Consider the following 16033-nt stretch of genomic DNA (forward strand, 5'->3'; position numbering starts at 1 on the left):
CTCCTGTCTGCGGTGATGCGTCAAGGGTTCGGGGTGGACGGCGGCACCGAGCGCAGACCACGCATGGCGATCTCGACGCCGTGCCGGGCGGCCTCCCACAACTCCTCCTGGGACCGGCCGAGCTGGACGCTGGCCAGGCCCGCCTGCTGGACGGCGCCCATCAGGGCCCCGATCATCGCGGCCGCGGTGATCGGGTCGAGGCCGGGGAAAGCCTTCAGCAGCTCTCCGACGACGCGCTGCTGAAGGTCGAGCAGCAGGTAGAGCCCCTTGGCCTGGAGCGCCGGCGTGGTCAGGGCCAGCCGGGTCACGCCGGACAGCTCCGCGGCCTCCTTGGCGGGGATCTTGGGGCGGCGGTGGGCGGCGTACCGCTCGACCGCCCTGGCCAGCACCTCGCCGGGGCCCTCCTCGGGGCGGCGGTCCGCGATGGCTCCGACCAGCACGTCGAAGTCCCGCTCCATGTCGACGAAGAGCACTTCGTCCTTGGTGCGGAAGTAGTTGAAGAACGTCTTGGGATCGACGTCCGCCGCCGCGGCGATCTGCGTCACGGTGGTCTGCTCATAGCCCTGTTCTTCGAACAGAGCCATGGCCGCCGACACGATGCGCTGCCGGGTCTCCCGCTTCTTCCGCTCCCGCCGCGACTCTTGCATGCGAGCGAATATACTCGTACTAGAATTTTCCAGCAACTAGAAGTTTGTCACGCCCGACCCAGAGCTGCCACGGCCGGTCTCGCGGCGCGCAGCACAGCGCCCGAAGGGGCCGGCGCGCCGTCCTTCTTGCGTGTGCCCGAGGGATCGTCTACCTTAATTCCCACTAAACCAGTCGCTTATTGTGGAATAGAGGCGGAGACGGTGATCCGTGGGGTCGGGCTGCGGGTGGCGGGGGTGGTCCTGCTGGCCGCGATCTGGTGGGCGGTCGCGGCCTCCCACCTGTGGCCCGAGGTGTTCGTCCCCAGCCCGGGGTCGGTGTGGGAGCAGCTCTTCCTGACCTCCTCCGTGCACGACGGCCGGCGCGGCTACGGCGGCTACCTGCTGTCGGAGCATCTGCTGGCCAGCCTGCGCCGCATCCTGCTCGGCAGCCTGTACGGCATCGCCGGCGGGATCGCGCTGGGCCTGGTCGTCGGCCTGGTGCCCACCGTGCGTGCCCTGCTCAACCCGCTCATCACGTTCGTGCGGACGCTGCCGCCACTGGCCTACTTCAGCCTGCTGATCATCTGGCTGGGCATCGACGAGCCGCCCAAGATCTCGTTGTTGTTCGTGGCCGCGCTGCCACCCGTCGCCGTGGCCACCGCCGACGCGGTACGCGGGGTGCACGAGGACTACCTGTACGCGGCCAGGTCGCTGGGGGCCGGGCGGTGGCAGCTTCCGTACCGGATCGTGCTGCCCTCGGCGCTGCCCGAGGTGATCACCGGCGTCCGGGTCGCGGTCGGGGTGGCCTACACCACGGTCGTGGCCGCCGAGACCGTCAACGGAGTGCCGGGCATCGGCGGGATGATCCGCGACGCCCAGCGCTACAACCAGACCGACGTCGTCGTGCTCGGGCTGCTCGTCATCGGCGCGTCCGGCCTGCTCATCGACACGCTCCTGCAACTCACCGAGCGCCTGCTCGTGCCCTGGCGCGGCAAGGCCTGACCCCCTGCGAAGGCATCAGCCATGAAACATCGCCTCATCCCCGCGCTGGCGCTCGCACTGTGCCTGGCGGCCTGCTCCACCGGCACCGGAGCCGCCACCGGCGCCGCCCCCGCCGCCGACGGCAGCCCCAAGGAACTGCGCATCGGCTACCAGCTCATCCCCAACGGCGACCTCATCGTCAAGGACCAGCGCTGGCTGGAGAGCGCGCTGCCGAACACGAGGATCAGCTGGATCAAGTTCGACTCGGGCGGCGACGTGAACACCGCGATGGTCGCGGGCAGCATCGACATCGGCCTGGCCGGCAGCAGCCCGGTCACCCGCGGCCTGTCCGCGCCGCTGAACATCCCGTACCAGGTGCCGTGGATCTTCGACGTCATCGGCGAGAACGAGGCGCTCGTGGCCCGCCAGGCGGGCTCGGTGGCCGAGCTGAAGGGCCGGAAGATCGCGACGCCGTTCTCCTCGACCTCGCACTACAGCCTGCTGGCCGCGCTCCAGGAGGCCGGGCTGAGCGAGTCCGACGTCACCGTCGTCGACCTGGAGCCGCCGGACATCCAGGCCGCCTGGACGCGCGGCGACATCGACGCCGCCTACGTCTGGACGCCCGTGCTCGGCGAGCTGCGCAAGGGCGGCAAGGTGCTGGTCACCAGCAAGGAGCTGGCCGCCAAGGGCAAGCTGACGGCCGACCTGGCCGTCGTCCGCACCCAGTTCGCCACCTCCTACCCCCAGGCGCTGCGCACCTGGCTCACGCAGCAGGACCGGGCGGTCAAGCTCGTACGCACCGACAAGCGGGCCGCGGCGGCGGCCGTCGGACGCCAGCTCAACCTGAGCCCCGACGAGGCCGCCGGGCAGATCGACGAGCTGATCCTGCTGGACGCCAAGGAGCAGGCCGGCTCCGCCTACCTGGGCACCCCGGACAAGCCGGGCGCGCTGGCCGAGAACCTGCGCAGCGCCGCCGAGTTCCTCAAGGCCCAGAACAAGCTGCCCGAGGTGCCCGCCCTGGAGGTCTTCCAGAAGGGCCTGGACACCAAGGACCTGCGCGATGCCTTCACCAGCTGACACGCTCACCGCGGCGGCGGTGCGGCTGGAGGGCGTCTCGCTCACCTACCGGCCGCGCTCCCGCTGGTCGAAGGCGGAGCCTGTGGAGGCGCTGCGCGGGATCGGGGCCGACGTCGGCGCGGGCGAGTTCGTGACGATCGTCGGGCCCTCGGGCTGTGGGAAGAGCACGCTGCTCAGGCTCGTCGCCGGGTTCGCCGCGCCCACCTCCGGGACGGTCACCGTGGGCGGCGAGCCCGTGGCGGGGCCGGGGCCCGACCGGGGCGTGGTGTTCCAGCAGCCGCGGCTGTTCCCCTGGCTGAACGTCCGGCGTAACGTCGAGTTCGGACTGCGCATGACAGGGGTGCCGAAGCGGGTCAGGACGGCCAGGGCCGACGAACTGCTCACGCTCGTGGGGCTGGGCGAGGTGGCGGGGCGGCGTCCGTACGAGTTGTCCGGCGGCATGCAGCAGCGCGCCGCCATCGCCCGGGCGCTCGCGCCCGACCCCGCGATCCTGCTGATGGACGAGCCGTTCGCCGCGCTCGACGCGCTCACCAGGGAGCGGCTCCAGGAGGAGCTGCGACGGCTGTGGCAGGCCACGGGCAAGACCGTGCTGTTCGTCACGCACAGCGTCGACGAGGCCGTCTACCTGGGCACCCGCCTGCTGGTGATGAGCCGCGGGCCGGGCACGATCGTGCTCGACCAGCCCTCGGAGCTGCCGCGCGCGGCCGATCCGCGCACCCATCCCGACTTCCCGTCCGTACGCGAGACCGTGGCCGCAGCCGTCCGGCGGGCCGCTTCGTCCGACCCCGAGGTTTCCTGATGCGTTTCCACTGGTTCCTGCCCACGACCGGTGACGGTCACGACGTACGCTCGGCCATCACCACCACCGACGCCTACCGCCCCTCCGCCCGCCCGGCCACCGTCGCGTACCTGACGCAGGTGGCCAGGGCGGCCGAGCAGGCGGGGTTCGAGGCCGCGCTCACCCCCGTCGGCGCGGGCTGCCCCGACCCATGGATCGTGTGCGCGGCCCTGGCCCAGCACACCGAGCGGCTGCGGCTGCTGGTCGCCTTCCGCACCGGGTACGCGCTGCCCACCCTGCTCGCCCAGCAGGCCCAGTCCTTCCAGGAGATCTCCGGCGGCCGGCTGCTGCTGAACGTCGTGACCGGGGGCGACCCCGTCGAGCAGCGCGCGTACGGAGACTTCCTCGACCACGACGCCCGCTACGCCAGGACCGGCGAGTTCCTGCACGTGCTCCGCCGCGCCTGGGACGGCGCGCCGTTCGACCACCACGGCGAGCACTACCGGGTCGAGAGCGGCGGCCTGCCCGCGCCGCTCGACCCGAGGCCGCCGCTCTACTTCGGCGGCGCGTCACCGGCCGCCGAGCAGGTCGCCGCCCGCCACGCCGACGTCGTGCTCATGTGGGGCGAGCCGCCGCAGGCGGTCGCCGAGCGGGTGGCCAGGCTGCGCACGCTCAGCGCCGCGCACGGCCGCACCCTCGGGTACGGCCTGCGCGTGCACGTCATCGCCCGCGACACGAACGAAGCCGCCTGGGCCGAGGCCGACCGGCTGCTCACGGGCATGGACCCGGGCCGCATCGCCGAGGCCCAACGCCGCTTCGCCCGCTACGACTCCGTCGGCCAGCGCCGCATGGTGGACCTGCACGCCGGCGGCACCCGTGAGCTGGAGATCCACCCGGGGCTGTGGGCCGGGGTGGGGCTGGTGCGCGAGGGCGCCGGCACCGCCCTGGTCGGCTCGTACGACGAGGTCGCGGCGATGTTCCACGAATACGCGGCGGCAGGGGTGGAGGAGTTCGTGCTGTCCGGGTGGCCGCATCTGGAGGAGGCGTACCGGGTCGGCGAGCACGTCCTGCCGCGCGTGCCACGGACGGCGGCCCTTCCGGCCTGAGCCCCCATGGGAGGCGGGTCGGTCGCCGCGGCGCTCGTCGACGAGCTTGCGCGCGATCTGCGCCGGCTCGGCCGCGGTGAGCCTGCCGTCCTCGTTCAGCCACAGGCCGATGAGCACGCACGCCACCATCCTCGGCTCGACGACATCACGGTCCCGGGGTTGGCCGTACGCCGCGCCTCGCTCGATCCTCTTTGGCGTCGGGGTCGATTCAGCAGTCGCAGTGCGAGCCTGCCTGACGGCGAAGCTCCTGATCAGCTCCCACCTTCTCCGGTCGGCCGGAGGATCGCCGCCTCGCCCTGCACGCAGTTCGGAGATCTGCGCACCCCGCGCGGAGCGGAGGCGGCCGTCTCAGGGGGGCTGCTGCCCGGCTGCCGCACCAGCAGCCCGCCGCGACGAGCAGACAGCCTCACCGCCTTGCTGACCAAACCGCCTGCTTCTGCGGACCTGTTCGACAACCTCATCCGGGACCTCGACCACACCCGGCGGTCGTTCGGCTTCGACCACGCCTTCGAGGCCCGCAGGCCGCCGGCCAAGCGCCGCTTCGGCCACTACGTCACCCCGCTGCTGCCGGAACCCGCCTGGTCGGACGGGCTGACCTCATGCGCGACGGCCCCGTTCTGCGCACCCTGGCGATGCACCATGAACCCGGCCCGTCCGCCGGGCCACGACTTGGTCCTGCAGGCGGGCCGACGCCTGGTCGAGCACGTCGGCCGGCGCGGCACCGGCAGTGAGGCCGCCCGATCTCGAAATCCCTGCTACGGCGCCGCCGCCGCTCACCCCACGAAGGGGGACTCGAAGGAGAACTGCTCCCGCCTGACCAGGTCTGTGACCTGGGCGGAGCCCAGGGCACGGTCGAACTGGAAGGGGTTGTTGTCGGGCACGCTGCGAGTGCCGCAGAACGCCGTCTGCCCGTTCTGGAGGTTGATGTTGACGCAGCGGGCGTCCGCGGGAAGAGACTCCAGGCGGGCGGTGAGGTTCTCGACCTCCACCGAGAAGCCCGTGCCGTTGAAGACCTCCGTCTGAGCCTGCTTCCAGGCGGCACCGGTCCCCCAGATACAAGCTCGGGCCGACAGACCGGGGAAGACGAGACTGGACGTCCAGCTTCCGCATGTCGGGTCGGCCGCGGCCGAGGCGCCGCTCGTGCCGGTCAGGCCCGGCGCCATCGTCACAGTAGCCGCCACCACCGCTGCGATCAGGGCACGGGACAGGGCCTTCGCCCATCGGTTGCTCATCGTGGTCGTCCCTTCGTGACAGCCTGATCGCCGCCGCCGGACGTAGGTGTCGCGTCGACGGTGGTCGGACGCTGGATCTTCGGGCCGGAGCGCCTGCTGTCCGATCGCTCGATCTTCGGACCGTCGCTGGTTGTAACCGCCCCTCGACAGGGTCCATGTTGTTGGTGGAAACGGCGACGGGCAATCTTCGGTCCACTCAGTGGACCGGCGGAAGCAGCCGCTCCCGCGGGAGACAGAGCGGCCAACACCCGGATCGGTCAACTCCAAGCCGAGCGCATGCATCCAGTCGACCCGGGCACGCACCACCCGACATGCAAGATCGACAGCAGCCGCACGCGACGCCACCGAAGATGTCGTTCCCACTCCAACACGACAGAGAGCGGCCCCGCGATCTCACTGGTGATCACGGGGCCGCTTCGTCCCTTGCTCAATTCGCCGACAATGTCGCCATCGAGGATGCGGGGCTGTCGTGAGGTTGGTCGCGCCTTCTAGTCGGGCAGGCGGTCCAGGAGCCAGGTGGCGCCCTCTTCCGTGATCTCGGTGTGGCCGCGGTTGTCGCCGGCGCACAGGAAGTCGTCGAAGTCGCTCTCGTCCGGGGACAGCGCGTCGATGTCGGTGTACAGGTCGGCGTCGGTGACGTCGCGGACGGAGACGGCGCTGATGGACGGGACGAAGCAGTGCCCGGCGATCGGGTTGTCGACGTCCAGGCCGAGACCTGTGGCTTCGGCGATGGCGTTCAGCGCGTCGGCGAGGATCTTGAAGCCGGTCAGGATGCCGCCGGGCGCGCCGTCCACGCACGGGACTCCCGGCGCCTGCACCTCGATGACGTCGGGCGTCACCAGGCGAAGCAGGCCGGCCAGGGTCTCGGGCGCCTTGGGCTGCGTGCGCAGGTCGGTACCGGTGATGAGGTCGCCGGTGCCCAGCAGCGCGCTCTCCCCGGCGCCGGTGCCGTTGCCCGCACCGTTGCCCGCACCGTCGGCCACGGCGAGCAGGCGCGGGATGCGCGGCCACCCACCGACGGACTCCAGCTCGCGCAGGAACTGGGTACGTAGCGGGTCGACACCGGGCACGCCGTCGGTGCCAGGCAGGTGCCAGGCCAGCAGCTGGCGGGCGGCGGGGCTGTTGAACAGGTCGGAGAAGCGCGAGTCGTAGGCGTTGATGTGGTGCGCGAACGCCTGAAGCGAGATCGGCACGTAGGCGCCGCGGTGCGGGGTGTCCCAGGAGAAGTACACGCCGACCTGGTGGTCGATGCGCTGCCTCTCCATCCGGGCCAGGGCGTAGCGGGTGACCAGGCCGCCCATGCTGAACCCGCCGGCCAGCAGGCGGGCGCCGCCGACCCGCTCGGCGGCGGCGCGCTGAATCGCCGCGGTGGCGGTCTGCGCGTTGTCGAGGATGGAGGCGCCGCGGTCGTCGTAGCCGATGATGACGACGTCGCGGCCGCGCCGGCGCAGCTCGCTGATCAGCGGGAAGGCACGCCTCTCCAGGCCGTCGTAGAGCTCGTCGATGTCGCTGGCCCCGGATCCGAAGCCGTCGGCCAGGAGCACCGGCCGGGTCAGGGCCTGGTTGCGTTCGCCGTAGTACACCCACGCGGTGCCGCCGGGCAGCGGCCAGCGGTCGCTCCACTCCGCGGCGGGCGGAGCGGTGGTGGTGGTGGTGGTGGCGGCCGCCCTTGAGCTGGCGCTGGATGACAGGACGACCGGCGGCGCGGCGCTCAGAGCGCTCGCGATCTGCTGTTTGTTGATCACCCCAGAGTTATCACCATTAGTGGCCACACGAACACCTAAAGCTATGATCTCGGCCGGCTCCTGGTTTGGTTCGCACAGGACCGCAGCAGGAAGTCCAACGTTCCGAACTCGCCGTACGAGGACACCGTGGCCACGTAGGCCCCCGGTTCGATCAGGGCGAGGCGCCCTCGTGCCGCACCGCGGGCGCTGCCGCTGTCCCGGTACACCCACTCGGCGGCACCGCCCTTGCAGCGGACGTGAGTGCGGCGGTCTCGTAGAGCATCCGCCACAGCCTCTTCTTGCGCAGCGGGATACCACAGGCGCGACAGCAGCCGGTGGATGGTGGTCCTGGCCACAGCGCGGGCCTCGTCGGCACTTTCCCTGCGGCGTTCGGCCTCAGCCGGGACCGATGGGGCGGCCCAGTGTTTCCTGGTGTGGCGCCAGGTGAGCCAGCAGGTGGTGGCGGTTGCGGTTTCAGGTCGCTGCAATCACGCCCTGCGCCGCCTGGAGTAGAAGGGAGGCGGGCGCCTCGGCTCTGCGCTGCTCGCCTCCCTCACCTCCGCTTCGGCCGCCGGCCGCGCCCACCCCGTGACTCGGCCGGCAGCATTCCGCCCCGGGCCGAGGTCCTGAGACAGCGCCAGCCGCGCCGTCCCACTACCCCTGCGACAACCACTCCACCACCTGACCATCGAACGGTGCCGCCGGGTGGCGCCCTGGGCCGTAGTCCCAACACACGAGGAGGACGCCGGCCCCTGGCCCGTAGCGCCAGGGCGAAGGTGGGCATGTCCTCATCGATCATCTTCGGCCCGGCCGCCGTGGTGGCCGGGCGCGGCGGCGGCCTGCCGGCCTCCAGGGCCCCTTGTCGCGGATGTGGTCGTGGTCGCGCTGGGCGGAGACGGCCAGCACCGCCAAATGAGTCACGATCTCAGGTGAGCAGTGAGACGACCGGCCCGTTGCCGGGGCCATCGGATCCTATTCCCAGCTGACGCCGACCTGCCGGAAGCGCCACAGCTGGTTGTTGCCGGATCCGGGCCCGCCGCAGGTGCCCTGAATGACGTTGGCGCCGTGCTCAAGGCGAGCGTTGGCCACGTCCAGACACTTTCCGCTGTGCCGGGCGCGGATGCGGGCGGTGCCGTCGGTCTTCACGTACTCGATGCGCCATTGCTGGTTGTAGGCGGCCGGTCCGCCGCAGACGCCTTGAATGACGTTCGCGCCGTGTTTGGTGCTGGCATAGGCGACATCGAGGCACAGGCCGCTGTGCCGGGCGATGAGGCGGATGTAGTTGCCGGAGGCGCCGCTGTCGACGATGCGCCACTGCTGGTTGTAGCCGCTGCCGCGGGGGGCGCAGGTGCCCTGGATGACGTTGGCGGCGTGCCCGGTTCTGGCGTACGCCACGTCCAGGCACTTTCCGCTGTGCTGAGCCACGACCTGGTACCAGGACACCGGACCGGCCGACGACGCCGACGCCACCGCCGAGGCTGGCACGCAGAGCGTGCCGGCCAGCAGGCCGGCTGACGCAACGGCTACGGCGAGTCGCCTACCACTCATGATCTCTCCTGTGCTTCCTCGGTGACACGGGCTGAACTCCCCCACCATCACCGGCCCAGGCGAGATCGGTCATGAGTAACCCCATACTCGGATTTCGACCCGCGGGGGCCTTCAGGGAGGAGAGGAGCGGACCGGATTGGTGCTGCGCCGTCCGGAGCTCGCGTTCGGGTCGAGGAATCGATGGTCATCTTGGGTTCTCAAGCGATGGCGAGAGCCGTGGGCCGGGGAAGATCCAGCGTGCCGTTGACGAACTGCTGGAGTCTGCGCGGACAGTCGAGCCATGGCCGGTGCACATGTCGGCCATCGGGCTCGCGTCTCGCCCCGCCCCGGAAGTTCAGATGAGTGACGGACTGGACGGACATGTTCGGCTCCTTCATTGTTGCCCGGCTGTTGTGGCCGCCACCGGAACAGGATGAGTACGGGTTACTCATGACGGCACGAGCGCGAGCGCCGACACTCGGCCCATGCTTATCCGCCGCGTGATCGTGCCGCTCGTCCTGTTCGTCGTCGCCGCCCTGCTCGGCGCCCCCGCGGGGCACGCCGACGCCGCGGTGCACGGTGAGTGCGAGTTCCTCGGGACCTCCCCCCTGTCGCTCGCGGAGGGCGAGCGGCCCCGTGCCCGTATCACCTTCCTCAACGACAGTCAGGAGAGCGGCTGGTTCACCGCCACGGTGGAGGCCGGGTTCCACTACTGGCACGCCACGCCGTTCCACCGGCAGTTGTTATCCGCCGAGACGGGGCTGGTGCAGGGGGAGTTCGACCTGCCGCCGGCGTACGCGGAGGGCCTCGGTGACGCGAGCGGCCTGCGGATCGACATCACCTCGACGCTGTCGGGCGACACGACGATCGGCACCTGCTCCACCACCCTGAAGGTGCACACCGGCCGTGACACCGACCAGGACGGGCTGCTGGACGACTGGGAGACCAACGGCATCGACTACGACCAGGACGGCACGGTCGATCTCGCGCTGAACCAGCCCCCGTACAGCGCCGACCCGAACAAGAAGGACATCTTCGTCGAGCTGGACGCGATGTTCTGCCTGGCGTCGTACTGCCGGCGCTCCAGGGAGTTCGACCCGAACGCCATCAGCCAGGTGGTGACCGCCTTCGCGGCGCACGGCATCACCCTGCACGTCCATACCGGGGAGCGGGCCGGCGAGGCGGAGCGGATCACGTTCGACACCAAGAGCCCCGGTAGCTGGGACGACTTCGACGATGTCAAGTTCGGCGACTCCGCCATCGCCTGCGACGGGAACTTCGGCGACGTGCTCGACCGGATCTCACGCAACTGCGAGAACATCCTGGGCGCCAAGCGGCTGGCGTTCCGCTACGCCGTGTCGGTGCACGGGCTGACCGGCCTCGGCACCACGTCGGGCCAGGCCGAGGCGGGCGACGACACCCAGCAGCACGTCGACCTGGCCCACCTGGCCCGCGTCGCCCTGCCGGGCGGCAACGACTTCGTCATCTCGCTCGGCGCGTGGGACAACACGCGGATCACCGCCAACGGCGGCCAGACCGCGGCGGAGGCGGGCACGTTCATGCACGAGCTCGGCCACACGCTAGGGCTGCAGCACGGCGGCCTGGACAGCGTCAACTGCAAGCCGAACTACCTGAGCGTCATGAACTACTCCTACCAGTTCCCCACGGCGTCCACCGCGTCCCGTCCCCTGGACTACCAGCCCCAGGAGCGCGCCCCCATGAACGAGGACCAGGGGCTCGACGAGGTGGGCGACGCCCTGCCGGGAGCGGGTAGCGCGACGGTCGTGTACGGGACGGTGGTGGCCGGGAAACCCGGAGTCGCGCTGACCACGCCGGCCGACAAGCCGGTCGACTGGAATGGCGACGGCACCAGTGCGACGAACCAGTCCGGGGACGTCAACCACATCATCATGGGCCCCGACACCACGTCCTGCCCGGTCTCCCCCAAGCAGACCCTCACCTCCTGGAACGACTGGGACCACCTGAACCTCAACTTCCGCGAGAGCCCCTGGTTCGAGGACGGCGCGCACAAGGGCGTGCTCGGCCTGGGCAGCGCCGAGATCACCGCCGAGGCCGCCGCGAGTCTCAACCCGCCGATCGACCTCACCGCCGCCAAGACCGTGGACAGGCAGGACGCCTCCCCCGGCGACCGGCTCACCTACACCGTGGCCGTGGGCAACAAGGGACCCGCCACCGCCACGGCGGTGAAGATCGACGACACGATGCCCGGCGGCGACGTCGTCCACCGCACGACGTCCGACGTGCCGGCGGGCGGCTCCGCGCGGGAGACGTTCACCTACGACATCCCCTGTGCGACCACGGACGGGACGGTCCTGACGAACAAGGCGGCCGTGTCGGGGACCAATGAGCGCGGATACGCCGAGACCGGCACCCTGTCCGACAACACCGCAGAGGTGTCCACCACGGTGCACCGGTCGCTGATCGGCGTGGCGGCCACCGCGCCCGCCACCGTCCACGCCGGCGAGGCCGCCGCCTACACCCTGACCTACCGCAACACCGGCGGGGCGGCGGCCTCCGGCGCCACGCTCACCGCCACGCTGCCCGCCGGCCTCTACTACAGCGCCGCGCTCGACCAGGGCGCCGGGCCCCGCCCCGGCTCCGTGAGCAGGAACACCGACGGCACCACCACGCTGCGCTGGGCCATCGGCACGCTGCCCGCCGGCACGGGGACCGGCACGATCGCCTTCACCGCGCGGCCGAGCCTGCTGCTCCTGGACGCGGCGACGGTCACCGTGCCGGTCTCGCTGAGCGCCGACGGCTCCGGCCCGTGCCCCACCAGCCCCGCCGCCGCGACGGCGGAAACGCGGATCACGACCGTCTCCCCCAGCCGCGCCCCGGGGCCGGTCACGTTCTGGGCGCTGCGGCCCGACCTGCGCACCGCCGAGGCGCTCGCCCGCGTCCAGGCCACCGACGACCGCTTCGACGGCGCCGACGGCTCGGCCGCGAACGGGGCGCTCTCCCTGCGGGAGTCCACCGCCGTCCTCACCCTGCCGCTGACGCAGCCGCACACACTGCGGGCCGAACTGCTGGCCACCACGCTCAACCTGGCCGGCCGCCGGATCAACGCCGGCACCGCCGTGGACGGCCTCACCGCGCGGGCCCTGGGGGTGCGGACGGTGGGCGAGGCCGTCCGCCACGCCCAGGCCACCCTCGCGCAGCCGCCCACGCTGGACAACCTCGTCCGCTACACGAAGGCGACCCAGCTGCTCGCCGAGATCAACTCGGGTCTGGCGAGCTAGCCAGTCGAGGTGATGGACCACGCGCCGGCCACGTTGAGCCACCGCGAACACAAGGTCCTGATGATCATCGCGCTGATCAGCAAGGGCGCACTCCGCCGCGTCAGCACCGGGCGCCACGGCCGCCGGGCGGTCTTCGAGATCCCGCACCTGGCCCCCGCCACCGACGCTGACGCCGTGACCGGCACCGCGCCTGCCCCCAGGCCAACGCCGGCACCGCAGAGGGTCCGGGAAAGGCCCTCCGCTCCTGAAACTGGTCCCAGCCCCAAAGCAGGACGGACTGGCCAAGACCGCGCAGGTGCGGGGCCTGCCCGATGGTGAGCCGCCTTCTCCTCTGTCTCCCCAACCCCGACAGACAGGTGACCATTCACACCAGCGAGCCCGGCATCGATTCTGATGCCGGCTACACCGTGGGCTACGGATGTTTGAAACGCTTGTTTGCGGCGTTGGTAGGATCATCACGTGGGAGTTCCTGAGGATTTGCTGGCCGCGACCAAGCAGTGTCTGTCCGAGCGCGGATATGCCCGCACGACGGTGCGCGACATCATCGCCGTCTCCGGCAGCAACCTCGCCGCGATCAACTACCACTTCCGCTCCAAGGACGCGCTGCTCACCCAGGCCATGATCGAGGTGACCGGCGAGGCGGTCGCGGAGATCCTCAAGGCTTTTCCCGACGACTCCAAGGAATGGTTCGAGGCCTTCTGGGGTGAGCTGATCGAGTCCTTCCGCACCAACCCGACCGTCTGGCGGGCCAATGTCGAGACGCTCGCGCAGGCCTCTCACCTGCCTGATGTGCGGGCCCGGCTGGCCGAGGGGCAGGCGCTGGCCCAGCGGGAGCTGAGCGCGCGCCTCCCCGGGCACGACGAGGCGGGGGCCCAGGTGCTGCTGACGCTGTTCATCGGGCTGCTGGTGCGCTGGCAGATCGACCCCGACAACGCCCCGGGGGCCCACGATCTGGCCACCGGCCTCCGCGCGGTCGCCCAGGCGGCGGGCCACGGGGAATCAGCACCCGCCTGACCGCTCGGCCCCACTCCAGCCGCCCCACTCCAGGCTCCTCGCCCCGGCGGCCCTGTTCCGCCCTCCTCGTTCCGACCCGCCCCCTTCCGCCTGCCGTGGCAAGCGGCCTCTTCAACGCATCGCGTGGCGGCCGGCGTGCCGGTCCTCAGGTGGCGGCGGGGTGCCCTTCGCCTGCCGTACGGCACGCAGCAGGACGGGAGCGAGCACCGCCATCACGCACAACGCGGCGGCCGCGGCGAGCATGGCGTAGTGCTGACCCTGTGTGAAGGCCTCGCGGGCGGCGGCGGCCAGCGTGGTCGCGGCCGGTTCCGTCAGGTGCCGCGCCGACTCCAGGGCGCCGCCCAGAGTGTCGAGTGCCGCTGACGGAGCGCCCGTCTCGGCGAGGTGTCCCCGGTAGACGGCGGTGCCGATGCTGCCCAGCAGGGAGATGCCGAGCGCGCCGCCGAACTCGGTGGCCACCTGTGACAGCCCGGCGACCGATCCCGCGCGCTCCGGCGGAGCGGTGGCGATGATCAGATCGGAGGAGACCGTCAGGACGAGCGTGACGCCACCGGCCATCAGCATGATCCCGGCGATCAGCAGACCGCTCTGCCCCGTCACGTCCAGCCGGGACAGCAGCATGAACCCGCTCGCGCCGACGAGCAGCCCGGCGCAGACCACCAGGCCCGGCCTGACCTTGCGGGCGAGCACCGGCGCCAGCCCGGCGGCCAGCATCGCCATGCCCGCCGACGGCAGCGCGTACAGCCCGGCGATGAGCGGCCTGGCGCCCATGACCATCTGCAGGTACTGGGTCGTGAACAGGCTGGAGCCGACCATCGCGAAGACCCCGAGGGTGTTGGCGCCGATCGAGACGGTGAAGGCGCGGCTGCCCAACAGGCGCACGTCCAGCATCGGATCGGCCATCGAGCGCTGGCGCCGGACGAAGGCGGCCCCCAGCGTCAGCCCGGCGACGATGGCCAGCGCCGGCGCCCAGCCGAGGCCGTCCTGGGCGATGTGCTGGATCCCGTAGATCGTCGGCAGGATGGCGCCCAGCGACAACGCCACTCCGGGCAGATCGAACCTGCCCGGACGCGGGTCACGCGACTCGGCCAGCAGCAGCGGCGCAAGGACCAGCAGCAGCGCCATGACCGGCAGGTTGACCAGGAACACCGACCCCCACCAGAAGTGCTCGAGCAACGCGCCGCCCATCAGCGGGCCCAGCATCGCGCCGCCGGCGAACGCGCCGGTCCAGATGGCGATCGCCACGCGGCGCTGGCCGTCATCGTGGAACATGTTGCGAAGCAGCGACAACGTCGAGGGCATCAACGTGGCGCCACCCACCCCGAGCAGGGCACGGGTGACGATCAGCAGGTCGGCACTGGGAGAGAACGCGGCGACCGCGGAGGCGGCACCGAACGCGGCGGCCCCCGCCATCAGCAGCCGCCGCCGCCCGACCCGGTCACCGAGCGTGCCCATCGGCAGCAGCAGCCCGGCGAGCATGAACGGATAGATGTCGATGATCCACAGCAGCTGGGCACCGCTCGGCGCCAGGGAGGCGCTGATGAACGGCAGCGCGTAGGACAGGACGTGCAGGTCGACGGAGATCAGGAGTACGGGCAGGACCAGGACGGCCAGCCCGATCCACTGCTTGCGTCCGGCCTTCATGAGCGGCCCTTCTCTCGGAGCGGAGCACCGGCCTGGTGCAGGTGACGCAGCGCCTCCACGTGCGAGGCGACGAAACTGACTTCGTGGTACGGCAGGCGCAATTGCCGGCAGTGGGCCTGCACGATGGGTTGCGCCAGGCGCAGGTTGGGGGTGGGCATGTTGGGGAACAGGTGGTGTTCGATCTGGTAGTTGAGCCCGCCCATGGCGATGTCGGTGAACCGGCCGCCGCGCACGTTGCGGGTGGTGAGCACCTGCTTGCGTAGAAAGTCGAGCTTGGCCTCCCCCGTGAGGGTCGGCATTCCCTTGTGGCCGGGGGCGAACACGCAGCCCATGTAGACGCCGAACAGCCCCTGGTGGACGGCGAGGAAGACCAGTGCCTTGCCCGGTGACAGGGTCCAAGCCAGCACGCCCAGGTAACAGGCGAAGTGCGCGAACAGCAGCGCGCCCTCCAGGAAGCGCTGTTTCATCCAGGGCTGCCGCAGTGCCCGCACACCGCTGACGTGCAGGTTGAGCCCTTCGAGCAGGAGCAGCGGGTAGAGGAGGAACGCCTGCCGGCCGCCGATGAGCCGGGCCAGGCCGCGCGCGTCGCGTGCCTGTTCCTGTGACCACACGAGGACGTCGGGTGTGACGTCCGGATCGAGTTGCTCGTGGTTGGGATTGGCGTGGTGGCGGGTGTGCTTGTTCATCCACCAGCCGTAGCCGAGGCCGATGGCGAGGTTGCCGCCAAGCCGCCCGAGGATCTCGCTCGGGCGCCGATCGCTGAAGACCTGCCGGTGAGCCAGATCGTGCAGAACCAGGGCGACCTGCGCGAAGACGATCGCGAAGTAGGCGGCCGGCAGGAGCTGGAGCCAGGAGTCGCCCAGCCAGAGGAACGCTGCCGCTCCTGCAAGGTAGGCGGCTGCGACGGCGGTGATCCGGACCAGGTAGTAGCGGGGGCGCCGGTCGAGGAGCCCGGCCTGCCGGATGAGTCTGGACAGGCGGCTGAAGTCGCTCGCGGCCGTAACCGCTGCGGTTGCTTGTGCCATGCCGACGACCATACACACGTTTGAAACGTTCGTGCAAAA

12 protein-coding genes are annotated in these 16033 nt (G+C 71.0%); 6 read left to right on the plus strand and 6 right to left on the minus strand.

Annotation, left to right across the window (positions count from 1 at the left end):
• Positions 1 to 20 precede the first annotated feature (20 nt).
• Positions 21 to 647 (minus strand): TetR/AcrR family transcriptional regulator, encoded by a 627-nt coding sequence (locus ACWEJ6_RS31375; RefSeq protein ID WP_452428429.1) that lies wholly within the window; start codon positions 645 to 647, stop codon positions 21 to 23.
• 201 nt (positions 648 to 848) lie between these two features.
• Here ACWEJ6_RS31375 and ACWEJ6_RS31380 point away from each other — a divergent pair, with 201 nt between their 5' ends.
• From ACWEJ6_RS31380 to ACWEJ6_RS31395, 4 genes are read left to right on the plus strand one after another with little or no spacing between them, the layout of a single operon-like run.
• Positions 849 to 1628, plus strand: coding sequence for an ABC transporter permease (locus ACWEJ6_RS31380; protein ID WP_452428431.1), 780 nt, complete (start codon positions 849 to 851; stop codon positions 1626 to 1628).
• Between the two features lie 21 nt (positions 1629 to 1649).
• Positions 1650 to 2684, plus strand: a complete 1035-nt coding sequence (locus ACWEJ6_RS31385) for a taurine ABC transporter substrate-binding protein (RefSeq protein ID WP_452428433.1) — start codon at positions 1650 to 1652, stop codon at positions 2682 to 2684.
• Positions 2668 to 3483 carry an ABC transporter ATP-binding protein gene (locus ACWEJ6_RS31390; RefSeq protein WP_452428435.1) on the plus strand — a complete coding sequence of 272 codons (816 nt, stop codon included), beginning with the start codon at positions 2668 to 2670 and terminating at the stop codon, positions 3481 to 3483. The genes ACWEJ6_RS31385 and ACWEJ6_RS31390 overlap by 17 nt, the downstream gene beginning before the upstream one ends.
• Positions 3483 to 4568 (plus strand): LLM class flavin-dependent oxidoreductase, encoded by a 1086-nt coding sequence (locus ACWEJ6_RS31395; RefSeq protein WP_452428437.1) that lies wholly within the window; start codon positions 3483 to 3485, stop codon positions 4566 to 4568. Before ACWEJ6_RS31390 ends, ACWEJ6_RS31395 begins: the two co-directional genes overlap by 1 nt.
• 773 nt (positions 4569 to 5341) lie before the next feature.
• Here ACWEJ6_RS31395 and ACWEJ6_RS31400 read toward each other — a convergent pair.
• From ACWEJ6_RS31400 to ACWEJ6_RS31410, 3 genes are all read right to left on the minus strand, one after another.
• Positions 5342 to 5800 carry a hypothetical protein gene (locus ACWEJ6_RS31400; RefSeq protein WP_387667196.1) on the minus strand — a complete coding sequence of 153 codons (459 nt, stop codon included), beginning with the start codon at positions 5798 to 5800 and terminating at the stop codon, positions 5342 to 5344.
• 488 nt (positions 5801 to 6288) lie between these two features.
• Entirely contained in the window at positions 6289 to 7545 is a 1257-nt protein-coding gene (locus ACWEJ6_RS31405; RefSeq protein WP_452428439.1) for an esterase/lipase family protein, read from the minus strand.
• Positions 7546 to 8496: 951 nt separating this feature from the next.
• Complete coding sequence (locus tag ACWEJ6_RS31410; RefSeq protein ID WP_452428441.1) at positions 8497 to 9072, minus strand: RICIN domain-containing protein; 576 nt, start codon at positions 9070 to 9072, stop codon at positions 8497 to 8499.
• A gap of 464 nt (positions 9073 to 9536) precedes the next feature.
• Between ACWEJ6_RS31410 and ACWEJ6_RS31415 the strand changes: the two genes are divergently transcribed.
• Both ACWEJ6_RS31415 and ACWEJ6_RS31420 read left to right on the plus strand, forming a co-directional pair.
• On the plus strand, positions 9537 to 12311 hold the full coding sequence (locus ACWEJ6_RS31415; RefSeq protein ID WP_452428443.1) for a DUF7507 domain-containing protein: 2775 nt from the start codon (positions 9537 to 9539) through the stop codon (positions 12309 to 12311).
• Between the two features lie 459 nt (positions 12312 to 12770).
• Positions 12771 to 13325, plus strand: coding sequence for a TetR/AcrR family transcriptional regulator (locus ACWEJ6_RS31420; RefSeq protein WP_452428445.1), 555 nt, complete (start codon positions 12771 to 12773; stop codon positions 13323 to 13325).
• 111 nt (positions 13326 to 13436) lie between these two features.
• Here ACWEJ6_RS31420 and ACWEJ6_RS31425 read toward each other — a convergent pair whose 3' ends face one another.
• Both ACWEJ6_RS31425 and ACWEJ6_RS31430 read right to left on the minus strand, forming a co-directional pair.
• The gene (locus ACWEJ6_RS31425; RefSeq protein ID WP_452428447.1) at positions 13437 to 14969 is read right to left on the minus strand and encodes an MFS transporter; all 1533 of its coding nucleotides are present in this window, start codon (positions 14967 to 14969) and stop codon (positions 13437 to 13439) included.
• Complete coding sequence (locus ACWEJ6_RS31430) at positions 14966 to 15994, minus strand: fatty acid desaturase family protein (protein WP_452428449.1); 1029 nt, start codon at positions 15992 to 15994, stop codon at positions 14966 to 14968. The genes ACWEJ6_RS31425 and ACWEJ6_RS31430 overlap by 4 nt, the downstream gene beginning before the upstream one ends.
• Positions 15995 to 16033: the final 39 nt, after the last annotated feature.

The organism is Nonomuraea sp. NPDC004702, from assembly GCF_053601695.1.